This window comes from Pseudomonas sp. CG7, from assembly GCF_023701885.1.
Lineage (GTDB): Bacteria > Pseudomonadota > Gammaproteobacteria > Pseudomonadales > Pseudomonadaceae > Aquipseudomonas > Aquipseudomonas zanjanensis.
This window is the reverse complement of sequence record NZ_JABAEE010000040.1, coordinates 47,998-57,925: the sequence shown is the minus strand read 5'-3', so window position 1 is coordinate 57,925 and position 9,928 is coordinate 47,998. Positions and strand designations below refer to the sequence as shown.

The 9,928-nt window shown below is 59.5% G+C and carries 11 protein-coding genes and 3 tRNA genes; 9 read left to right on the top strand and 5 right to left on the bottom strand.

From position 1 onward, the window contains the following. The coding region (locus HGO40_RS17275; protein WP_250963999.1) for a DUF1993 domain-containing protein at positions 1-336 on the top strand (336 nt) is incomplete at its 5' end. 222 nt (positions 337-558) lie between these two features. Here the strand turns inward: HGO40_RS17275 and sstT are convergent. Further along, positions 559-1,791, bottom strand: coding sequence for a serine/threonine transporter SstT (sstT, locus tag HGO40_RS17270; RefSeq protein WP_250963998.1), 1,233 nt, complete (start codon positions 1,789-1,791; stop codon positions 559-561). Positions 1,792-2,073: 282 nt separating this feature from the next. On the opposite strand from sstT, the gene HGO40_RS17265 reads away from it, so the two are divergent. Then, positions 2,074-3,234, top strand: coding sequence for an MFS transporter (locus HGO40_RS17265; RefSeq protein ID WP_186708323.1), 1,161 nt, complete (start codon positions 2,074-2,076; stop codon positions 3,232-3,234). Here the strand turns inward: HGO40_RS17265 and nhaR are convergent. Next, on the bottom strand, positions 3,231-4,127 hold the full coding sequence (gene nhaR / locus HGO40_RS17260; protein ID WP_250963997.1) for a transcriptional activator NhaR: 897 nt from the start codon (positions 4,125-4,127) through the stop codon (positions 3,231-3,233). The two genes, HGO40_RS17265 and nhaR, sit on opposite strands and share 4 nt — an antisense overlap. Positions 4,128-4,265: 138 nt before the next feature. On the opposite strand from nhaR, the gene HGO40_RS17255 reads away from it, so the two are divergent. Together HGO40_RS17255 and HGO40_RS17250 are read left to right on the top strand one after the other, a co-directional pair. Next, entirely contained in the window at positions 4,266-4,517 is a 252-nt protein-coding gene (locus HGO40_RS17255; RefSeq protein ID WP_250963996.1) for a hypothetical protein, read from the top strand. Positions 4,518-4,543: 26 nt separating this feature from the next. Continuing rightward, positions 4,544-5,293, top strand: a complete 750-nt coding sequence (locus HGO40_RS17250) for a TerC family protein (protein ID WP_053120828.1) — start codon at positions 4,544-4,546, stop codon at positions 5,291-5,293. Positions 5,294-5,380: 87 nt separating this feature from the next. Here HGO40_RS17250 and HGO40_RS17245 read toward each other — a convergent pair whose 3' ends face one another. After that, the gene (locus HGO40_RS17245; RefSeq protein WP_186708327.1) at positions 5,381-5,545 is read right to left on the bottom strand and encodes a hypothetical protein; all 165 of its coding nucleotides are present in this window, start codon (positions 5,543-5,545) and stop codon (positions 5,381-5,383) included. Between the two features lie 224 nt (positions 5,546-5,769). Here HGO40_RS17245 and HGO40_RS17240 point away from each other — a divergent pair, with 224 nt between their 5' ends. Next, the gene (locus HGO40_RS17240) at positions 5,770-6,447 is read left to right on the top strand and encodes a peptidase C39 family protein (RefSeq protein WP_250963995.1); all 678 of its coding nucleotides are present in this window, start codon (positions 5,770-5,772) and stop codon (positions 6,445-6,447) included. Between the two features lie 101 nt (positions 6,448-6,548). Beyond that, complete coding sequence (locus HGO40_RS17235; protein ID WP_186708331.1) at positions 6,549-6,743, top strand: DUF6021 family protein; 195 nt, start codon at positions 6,549-6,551, stop codon at positions 6,741-6,743. Between the two features lie 374 nt (positions 6,744-7,117). Here the strand turns inward: HGO40_RS17235 and pbpG are convergent, their stop codons facing one another. Then, a complete protein-coding gene (gene pbpG, locus HGO40_RS17230) occupies positions 7,118-8,056 on the bottom strand; it encodes a D-alanyl-D-alanine endopeptidase (protein WP_250964000.1) in 939 nt (312 codons plus the stop codon). Positions 8,057-8,396: 340 nt separating this feature from the next. Further along, positions 8,397-9,251, bottom strand: a complete 855-nt coding sequence (gene folD / locus HGO40_RS17225; protein ID WP_053120836.1) for a bifunctional methylenetetrahydrofolate dehydrogenase/methenyltetrahydrofolate cyclohydrolase FolD — start codon at positions 9,249-9,251, stop codon at positions 8,397-8,399. 281 nt (positions 9,252-9,532) lie between these two features. Between folD and HGO40_RS17220 the strand changes: the two genes are divergently transcribed. From HGO40_RS17220 to HGO40_RS17210, 3 genes are all read left to right on the top strand, one after another. Further along, positions 9,533-9,609, top strand: a tRNA-Arg gene (locus tag HGO40_RS17220). Between the two features lie 41 nt (positions 9,610-9,650). After that, positions 9,651-9,726: transfer RNA gene (locus tag HGO40_RS17215), tRNA-His, on the top strand. A gap of 58 nt (positions 9,727-9,784) precedes the next feature. Then, a tRNA-Leu gene (locus HGO40_RS17210) sits at positions 9,785-9,869 on the top strand. The last annotated feature ends 59 nt before the right edge of the window (positions 9,870-9,928 follow it).

Genomic DNA, 9,928 nt, shown 5'->3' with positions numbered 1-9,928 from the left:
GAGATGGGTATAAGAGACCGGGGGGGGGCCGCGCGCCTGGCCGAGATTGAAGTGCCGAAATATGACGACAGCGAGACCACGTTCGCCGAGCTGCAAGCCCTGATCGCCAAGGTATTGGCCTTTATCGATGGCATCGCCCCTGCGCAGATCGATGGCAAGGAAGGCATCGAAATCGTTACCCGTCCGGGGACGCCGAAGGAGAAACGCTTCAGTGGCCAGAACTACCTGCTGACCTACGGCCTGCCGCAGTTCTTCTTCCATGTCACCACCACCTACGCATTGCTGCGCCACAATGGCGTGGAAGTGGGCAAGCGCGACTACATGGGCGCGTTCTAACCCCGCCGGCATGAAAAAGCCCGGGACGGTTTGGGCCGTTCCCGGGCTTTTTTGTGGCTGCAGTCTAGGTGGTTAAGCATGCTAATTGGAGGTGAGCGATCTGGCGCTATCGCGAGCAGGCTCGCTCCCACAAGGTTTTGCGGCTGACACAGATCCACTGTGGGAGCGAGCCTGCTCGCGATGAGGGCAGCACCGACACCGCAAGATTCAGTTCCTTCCTGATTACGCCGTACGCGCCAGCTTCGCTTCCTCACCCAGGCACGCCGCCGCCGTGAACAGCACATCCGTCGACGAGTTCAACGCCGTTTCCGCCGAGTCCTGCAGGACACCGATGATGAAACCCACAGCGACCACTTGCATGGCGATCTCACTGGGAATGCCAAACAGGCTGCACGCCAGGGGAATCAGCAACAGCGAACCGCCGGCCACCCCGGACGCACCGCAGGCGCAAATGGCGGCGACAACGCTCAGCAGCACGGCTGTTGGCAGGTCAACTGCAATACCCAAGGTATGTACGGCGGCCAGGGTCAGTACGGTGATGGTGATGGCAGCGCCGGCCATGTTGATGGGCGCGCCCAGTGGGATCGACACCGAATAGGTGTCTTCGTGCAGGCCCAGGCGTTTGCTCAGTTCCAGGTTCACCGGGATATTCGCCGCCGAGCTGCGGGTGAAAAACGCTGTGATGCCACTCTCGCGCAGGCAGGTGAACACCAGCGGGTAAGGGTTGCGACGCAGCTTCCAGAGCACGATGAGTGGGTTGACCACCAACGCCACGAACAGCATGCAACCGATCAGCACAGTGAGCAGGTGCAGGTAGCCGAGCAGGGCGCCGAAGCCGGACGTGGCCAGGGTCGAGGCCACCAGCCCGAAGATCCCCAGCGGGGCGAAGCGGATCACCAGGCGCACGATCACGGTCACGCCGTTGGACAGGTCTTCGAGCACGGTGCGCGTGGTCTGGCCAGCATGGCGAATGGCGATGCCCATGCCGATGGCCCAGGCCAGGATACCGATGAAGTTACCGTCCATCAGTGCCCGGACCGGGTTATCCACCACGCTCAGCAACAGGCTTTGCAGCACTTCGCTGATGCCACCGGGCGCGGTGACTGCGACGTCTTGGGTCGATAGCACCAGGCTGGACGGAAACAGCGTACTGGCGACCACCGCGACCACCGCCGCGGCGAACGTGCCCAGCAGGTAGAGGAACAGGATGGGGCGGATATGGGTTTCCTGGCCGTGCTTGTGGTTGGCAATCGACGCCATGACCAGCACGAACACCAGGATCGGTGCCACGGCCTTGAGCGCGGACACGAAGACCTTGCCGATGAAGGCGGTGGACTTGGCCAGGTCGGGCGCCAGCCATGCCAGGACAATACCGGCGATCAGGCCAATGATGATTTGCGTCACCAGGCTGGTGCGTTTAAGGCGTTGCAAAGGGGTAACGGACGAAGCTGTCATAGCGGCATCTCTGATTTTATTGTGTTCAACGGTCGACAGATCAGGGCAACAAGCGGGCAGGCCACATGAGCGGACCGAGAGAAAGTACGGCGTTTGCAGGCCGCGGACTTTAGCACAGCCGGTGAAAACTCTGCCGGACCTGTGACAGTCCGTCACCCTTATCCGGGCCATGCCGAGCGTTTGTATGACGCGCGCATTCTGTTAGGCTTTGTCACTCTCACTTTTTTTCCGCCAGCGGGCCCCAGGGCTAACGCTGGTGTCGTCGTTTTGCTGGAGTTCTACATGTTGCTACCCATCTTCCTGCTGTCGGCCGCCGGTTTCACCGTGCTGACCACGGAATTCGTCATCGTCGGCCTGTTGCCCTCCATCGCTCGGGACCTGCACGTCAGCATTCCCCAGGCCGGGCTGCTGGTGACGTTGTTCGCGTTTACGGTGGCGGCGTTCGGGCCGTTCCTCACGGCCTGGTTCGCCCGCTTCGAGCGGCGCAAGCTGTTTATCAGCGTGCTGGTGATGTTCGGCCTGGCCAACCTGCTGGCCACCTTTGCCCCCAACATTTGGGTAATGGCCCTTGCCCGATTGATCCCGGCCCTGGGCTTGCCTGTGTTCTGGGCGCTGGCCAGTGAAACGGCGGTGGACATTGTCGGGCCGCAACTGGCCGGGCGGGCTATCGCCCGGATCGGCTTCGGCATCGTCTGTGCCACCGTGTTCGGCATTCCAGTGGGCACGTTGATCGCCGATGCGTTTGGCTGGCGCAGTGCCTTCGCGATCCTGGCGGTCATTGCCTTCGCCAAGGCCTTGTTGCTGTTTATTTATTTGCCGAAAACCAACTTGCACCAGCATCAGGTGAGCTTCCGTTCGCAATTGAAGATCCTGCGCAGCCCGTTGATGCAAGGGCACGTGCTGTTGTCGATCCTGGTGTTCAGCGGCATGTTCACCGCCTACACCTATCTGGCGGATATCCTCGAACGCCTCGCCGGATTCGATGGCACCCTGGTGGGCTGGTGCCTGATGGGCTTCGGCGCCGTCGGGCTGTTGGGCAACTCCTTGGGCGGCCGTGCGGTGGACCGGCATCCGCTGATCGCGTCGATGGTGTTCTGCCTGTTCCTGATCGGCGGCATGGTGGCGTTGGTCCCAAGCATCCATTCACCCCTCGCGCTGGCGGCGGCGATGGGCATCTGGGGCGTGACCCAGGCCGCGTTGTTCCTGGTCAGCCATGTGCGGTTGATGAAGGCAGCCCCGCAGGCCCCGGCGTTTGCCGCCTCGTTGAACATCGCCGGGGCCAACCTGGGGATTGGCCTGGGGGCGATGATCGGTGGCCGGGTCATCGATACCCTGGGCTTGGGCAGTGTCGGGTTCGCGGCCGCCGGGTTCATCTTCGTCTCGATTCTGCTGGCGTTGCTCCTGATGACTTTCAAGCCCCGCGCGACTTGCCTGGATAGCTAAGCGCTGAACAACTCGCGACGGGCGCCTTCGGCAATCGCAACGATGCCAGGATGGCTGACCTTGCGTTCCACCGAAATGGCGTAGAAGGATTCACTCACCGCATCGGTCTGGCCGATCACTTCTACGCCGTACTGACGCTTGACCTCTTCGGCGATCACGCTCGGGCCGATGAAAATCCCACTGCCTGATTGACCAAAGGCCTGCATCAAGGCGCTGTCGTCGAACTCGCCGACGATGCGTGGTTGGATCTGTTGCTCGGCGAACCAGCGTTGCAAGCGGCTGCGCACCACGGTTTCCGGCCCGGGAATCAGCAGCGGAGCGTCATTGAGGCCATAGGGGAAATCCTGCCCGTAGCGTTCGGCCAGCGCGGCGGTGGCAAAAAAACTGATCCCGCATTCCCCCAGTTTCTGGCTGTAGCCCTTGATGTCCAGGTGGGTCGGCATCGGGCTGTCGGAAATCACCAGGTCCAGGCGCTGGATTGCCAGGTCCGCCAGCAGCCGTTCGAGCTTGTCCTCGCGACAGGTGATGCGCAGCGGCTCACTCAACTCCATGGTCGGCGCCAAGAGTCGATAGACGATGGACTTGGGCACCACATCCGCCACTCCGACCCGGAACAGGGTTTGCTGCTCGTTGGGCTGGGCCCTCAGCATCAGTTCCAGCTCACCGCCCAACTGGAACATGTGTTCGGCGTAGGGCAGTGTCTGACGGCCGGCTTCGGTCAATTCCAACTGCCGCCCGACACGACGAAACAATTTGATGTTATACGTTTGCTCGAACAGGGAAATCTGCCCGCTGATGGTCTGTGGGGTCAGGTTCAACTGCTCGCACGCACGCACGATGCTGCCGGTTTTCGCCACCACCCAGAAGTAATGCAGTTGTCGATAATTGAGCATGGGTTCACATTGCTTCGTAAAAATCGAAGTATAACCGCTGAAAATACGAATTTTCCTGAAGTATTCGTCTCTCTAGAATGCCTGGCCATTGGTGGGCCACTTTCGAGCTCCTTCTATTCTTCAAGAGGCATATATTCCATGACCTATAAAACCCTGGGGCTTGCAGCCCTGTTGGTGATGTCGGCAACGACACTGGCGGGCTGTGAACAGGCTGAAAAAAGTGCCCAGCAGTTAATGGGGCAGGCTGCGGAAACCGCCAAGCAGGCCATCGACGATACCCATAAGGCCGCCGAACAGGCGATCAGCGAAGCCACCGGCGGCTTGATCAGCCCGAAGAAAGAGCCAGCGGACGAAGCTGACGAAACACAAACCCCTACCAAAACCATCTAACGCGTCACATCAGTCAGGACTGAACCATGGATTATCTTTTACAGCTCGCCGCCAGCCCCACCGCGTGGATCGCCCTGGCGACTCTGGTCGTGATGGAAATCGTGCTTGGCATCGATAACCTGATCTTCATTTCGATTCTGACCAACAAGCTGCCCGAACAGCATCGTGCCAAGGCGCGGCGGATCGGTATCGGCATGGCGCTGATCCTGCGCTTGGGCCTGTTGAGCACGATTGCCTTCATTGTGCAGTTGACCGAGCCGGTCATCGAAATCCTCGGCCAGGCGTTCTCCTGGAAAGACATGATCCTGATCGCCGGCGGCCTGTTCCTGCTGTGGAAAGCGACCACTGAAATCCACCACAGCATGGACCCGGCGCCGAATGATCCCAAGTCGGCCACGTCCGGTGTGACCCTGGGCTTTGCCGCGGCCATCGGTCAGATCCTGATGTTGGACCTGGTGTTCTCCATCGACAGCATCATCACTGCCGTGGGCATGACCGAGCATTTGCCAATCATGATCATCGCCGTCGTCGTCTCGGTGCTGGTGATGCTGCTGGCGGCCGAACCGCTCGCCAAGTTCATCAATGACAACCCGACGGTGGTCATGCTGGCCCTGGGCTTCCTGATCATGATTGGCATGACGCTGATCGCTGAAGGTTTCGGCGCCCATGTACCGAAAGGCTATATCTATGCGGCCATGGCGTTCTCGGCGGCGATCGAGGTGTTGAACATGTTGTCCCGCAGGGCCAAGGAAAAGGCGCTGCCCGACAACGCCTGATTCCAGGCAGCAGGCAGAAGCCACCCGGGTCCAGGCCCGGGTGGCTTTTTTTTTGGATTTGAGAACGATGGGTTTGAAGGTGAGGGGTCAGTGCGCGGCAGCGTGGTGCCGGGCAGGTTTGGCGGCTTTTCCCGATGGCGCAGGTGGCGCGTGATGGTGGCGTCGAGCGATTCGAAGCACCCCCCACAGCATGGCCGTGGCTACGCTCAGCCAGCCGAATATCAGCATCAGGATTGTCGTCGTCAGGCTCATTTGTGCCTCCTTCTATCCCCGGTTCGGGATAACGCACCCAGTACAATGGACAGTCTAGTCGCTCAAGTGTTGCAGCTTGTCGATGTATGGCGCTGGGGTATGGATCGGTTCGTTCTATCGCCCTTTTAAAACGATTGTTATGGCTATACCCAGGGCTGTGCGCACCTTATGATCGTCGACCCACGCCTGGCCCGGATGCCGGGTACCTGAACAAGAGAGTCATCATGTCGCCAGTCATTCCATCGTTTCGATCATTGGTACTGGCGGCGTCCTGCCTCGTCGCCCTGGCGGGTTGCGCGGGCAGCGTATCGCCGCAGATCCAGCGCCTGCCCGAACGGGTAGAACTCAACAGCGTGCCGTTCTATCGTGGCGAAATGCACCAGGGCGCCCCGCAATCCCTGGCCGCCTTGCTGACGTTGCAAGGCACCGTGATCACTCCAGGGCTGTTGGAAAAACCCCTGCATCTACCCGGTGGCGAAGCCAACTTGCAGAAAAATATGCAAACACTGGCGCGCGAGTACGGGCTGCTGGTGTATCCCCTCGACGCCAAGCTGCCCGCGCTGTTGGAGCAGGTCGCGGCGGGTTATCCGGTGCTGGTGCGCTATGTCGATGGTTCGGCGTTTTGGGCCGCGCCTCGGTATGGGATTCTCGCCGGCTACAACCGCCAGAAGCAGACGGTGTTGTTGCGTGCAGGCATGAATCGTCGGCAGTTGATGAGTTTCAGTGCCTTCGAGTCGGCCTTCCAGAGCGCGGGTGGCTGGGCGGTGCTGGTTCAGCGCCCTACGCAGCTTCCGGCCAATGTCGACTCACAGCGTTGGTTGAAAGCGGCGGCCGATCTGGCCGGGGCAGGGCAGGAGCAAGCGGCGGCGCGGGCCACCAAGGCGCTCAGCGCCGCCCATTGATCGTTCATCCCGTTCGTCACTTGCCGGGCACGACCTGGCAGGGCTGGGGCTCTTATCGTCAGGGTTGGGCATTTTTCCGACCGTGATAGGAGGAGGCACGCATGGCACAGTCGAAGACACCTACGGGGCCACATTCATCCGAGCATTCCAGTGGTGATGATTTGGGGTTCGATCCGGACTCGCCGGACCTTGAGGATCCCCAGGTCGATCCGGTCGGGCCGGCCAAGGCGCCGCTGGATAAGAAGGATGAGCGAAAGCCTGAGCCTTATGATCCGCTGGGTGACTTGAAGCCATAGATTAAAAGGTCCCAGCGAGTTGGGTAATGCTGTTCATGGACGCGTAGTTTGGTGTGTAGATCCGTTTCTGCGGTAACGGCTACTGGCGGTTCCGCTCTTAAAGCGGGTCACTTTTGGAAGAGCGTCCAGATCAGGATCCAAAGCAAGAGCAAGAGCGGGGCACATGCCGGCATCTATGTGGCTGAGCCACCGCTATCGCGAGCAAGCTCGCTCCCACATTGGATCTTCAGCAGGCACAAAATTCATGTGCACCGCTCCCACAATGGGCCTTCAGTGAACACAAAACTTGTGAACACCCAAGATCATCTGTGGGAGCGAGCTTGCTCGCGATGAGGTTGGCATTACGACGAATCGGAGCTTTTTTGATTCGTGGATTACTTGGAGGCTTCCACCACCCCACTCTGGCGGCTCTTGAGATTCTTGGCGGCCTTGTATTGCAGGGCCACCGCCGGCACGGCGGCGCTTTTTCCGGTTTCCACCCAGCTACGAATCCGGCTGGCATCGGCGAAGTGCGTGTACTTGCCAAAGGCGTCGAGGATCACCAGCGCCATCGGGCGATTGCCCATCTTCGTTACCAGCACCAGGCAGTGGCCGGCTTGGTTGGTAAAGCCGGTCTTGGTCAACTGGATATCCCAGTTGGCCTTGTGAACCAAATGGTCGGTATTGCGAAACCCCAGGCTATACACCGGTTTGCGGAAGGTAACGGTCTTTTCCTTGGTCGTACTCAATTCGCTCAGGAGCGGGTACTTGCGGGCGGCGATCAGCAACTTGGTCAGGTCCCTGGCAGTGGAGACGTTGTTGATCGACAGGCCCGTCGGCTCGACGTAATGCGTGCTGGTCATGCCCAGCGCCTTGGCCTTGGCGTTCATGGCGGCAATGAACGCCGCATAGCCGCCCGGATAGTGGTGGGCGAGGCTGGCGGCGGCGCGGTTTTCCGAAGACATCAGGGCGATCAGCAAAACGTCCCGGCGTGACAGTTCGCTGTTGAGCTTGACCCGCGAAAATACCCCCTTCATCTCCGGAGTGTTGGCGATGGTGATGGAGATGTATTCATCCAGGTTCTGTTTGGCATCCAGCACGATCAGACCGGTCATCAACTTGGTCACCGAAGCGATCGGCACCACCACGTCGGGGTTGCTCGAATAGACGACTTTATCCGTCTGCAAGTCCAGCAACATCGCGCTGCCCGAGGCGACTTGTAGCTTGGTCGTGTCCCGAGGGGGCGCGATGGTTTCCTGTGCAACGACGTTTTGCGTGATAAAGCTGCCTGTGAAAGCGATGAACAGGCTGATGATCGAAAGATGGATTTTCACGCGAGTAGACTCGATGGAGTTGAAGGTGCCGTTGAGCAACGACTTAAAAAAACGTCGCATTCTAGGAGTATGGGCGACAGCAGCGCTATATGCCTGTACCGCCAGGGGTTGTGAATAAATAAAGTTTAATGAAGGGGGATTCTGGCGAATCGAATCTGAAAAATTCGTAGTTTGCGCGAGCCGTGCACACGACCGACACCTGGCGGCTAAATCCCAATCACCAGAAACACTTGTGGGAGCGAGCTTGCTCGCGATAACGGTGTGTCAGTCAACCTGGAGGTTGGCCGGTCTACCGCTATCGCGAGCAAGCTCGCTCCCACAGGGGCTTTGTCGAGGGCTATCAGCTGTGCAGTGTTTCGGCCGCGTACAACGTGTTTTCCAGCAGGCAGGCGCGGGTCATCGGGCCTACGCCGCCAGGTACCGGGGTGATCCAGCCAGCGCGGGGCAGGGCGGTCTCGTAGACCACGTCGCCCACCAGCTTGCCGTCGTCCTGGCGATTGATGCCCACGTCGATGACGATGGCGCCCTCCTTGATCCACTCACCCCTGACCAGGCCGGGTTTGCCGGCGGCCACTACCACCAGGTCGGCACGGCCGACATGGCCGGCCAGGTCCTTGGTGAAGCGATGGGTCACGGTCACGGTGCAGCCGGCCAGCAGCAACTCCATGGCCATCGGGCGACCAACGATGTTGGACGCACCCACCACCACGGCATCAAGGCCATACAGGTCCACGCCAGTGCTTTCCAGCAAGGTCATGATGCCCTTGGGGGTGCAGGGGCGAAGCAGTGGGATACGCTGGGCCAGGCGGCCGACGTTATAAGGATGGAAGCCGTCGACGTCTTTGTCTGGACGGATACGCTCCAGCAGCTTGGAGGCGTCGAGGTGTTCAGGCAGCGGCAACTGGAGCAGAACACCGTCGATGTTCGGATCGTCGTTCAGGCGATCGATCAGATCGGCCAACGCTTGCTGGGTGGTTTCGGAAGGCAGGTCGTAGGCCTGGGAAAGGAAGCCGACCTCTTCACAGTCTTTACGCTTGTGCGAGACATAAACCTGAGAGGCAGGATCGCTGCCGACCAGGATCACCGCAAGGCCGGGCGTGCGCAGGCCTTGCTGGCGGCGCTCGGTGACTCGTTGGGCGATCTGCTGGCGCAGGCTGGCGGCGATCGATTTGCCGTCGATAAGTTGTGCAGTCATTGCGCGTGGTTAACCATCGAGAGGGGAAAAAAAGAGAGCGCATTCTCGCACGCCGGGGCGTGAGGGCAAAGGCGCTTGGTCTGCAAATTCCCCTAACCCCTTTAATTAAATGAATTTTTTTTAAAAAAGAGTTGACGACCTATCAGGCCGTCTATAACATTCGTCGCACTTGTCGGGCACAGCCTAGCACTGGTTAAGAAGGTCGAGCGGAGTTGGTTGTTTCAACTCGGCAAAACTGAAAGCACTTAGTTTGTAATCGTCCAAGAATACAGATTAAAAAGGCGCCCGTAGCTCAGCTGGATAGAGCATCCGCCTTCTAAGCGGATGGTCGCAGGTTCGAGTCCTGCCGGGTGCGCCAATTAGGCAGCTTTGGCACAAGTAAGGCAACAAGGCAATATGGTGGGCGTAGCTCAGTTGGTAGAGCACGGGATTGTGACTCCCGTTGTCGTGGGTTCGATCCCCATCGTCCACCCCATATTCTAGAAAGGCGCCAGATCTAACAATCTGGCGCCTTTGCTTTAAAAGCTTGATACGCGGATGTGGTGGAATTGGTAGACACACTGGATTTAGGTTCCAGCGCCGCAAGGTGTGAGAGTTCGAGTCTCTCCGTCCGCACCATACAAGTCGCTATTTAAATAGCAGAAAACGGCGCAGTACCTGAAAAGGGCTGCGCCGTT

Excerpts from the sequence above, each read along its gene's own strand:
- HGO40_RS17245 (WP_186708327.1), bottom strand. The coding sequence starts at position 5,545 with ATGAGCCTGACGACGACAATCCTGATGCTGATATTCGGCTGGCTGAGC.
- HGO40_RS17265 (WP_186708323.1), top strand. The coding sequence starts at position 2,074 with ATGTTGCTACCCATCTTCCTGCTGTCGGCCGCCGGTTTCACCGTGCTG.
- HGO40_RS17240 (WP_250963995.1), top strand. The coding sequence starts at position 5,770 with ATGTCGCCAGTCATTCCATCGTTTCGATCATTGGTACTGGCGGCGTCC.
- folD (WP_053120836.1), bottom strand. The coding sequence starts at position 9,251 with ATGACTGCACAACTTATCGACGGCAAATCGATCGCCGCCAGCCTGCGC.
- sstT (WP_250963998.1), bottom strand. The coding sequence starts at position 1,791 with ATGACAGCTTCGTCCGTTACCCCTTTGCAACGCCTTAAACGCACCAGC.
- HGO40_RS17235 (WP_186708331.1), top strand. The coding sequence starts at position 6,549 with ATGGCACAGTCGAAGACACCTACGGGGCCACATTCATCCGAGCATTCC.
- nhaR (WP_250963997.1), bottom strand. The coding sequence starts at position 4,127 with ATGCTCAATTATCGACAACTGCATTACTTCTGGGTGGTGGCGAAAACC.
- HGO40_RS17250 (WP_053120828.1), top strand. The coding sequence starts at position 4,544 with ATGGATTATCTTTTACAGCTCGCCGCCAGCCCCACCGCGTGGATCGCC.
- HGO40_RS17255 (WP_250963996.1), top strand. The coding sequence starts at position 4,266 with ATGACCTATAAAACCCTGGGGCTTGCAGCCCTGTTGGTGATGTCGGCA.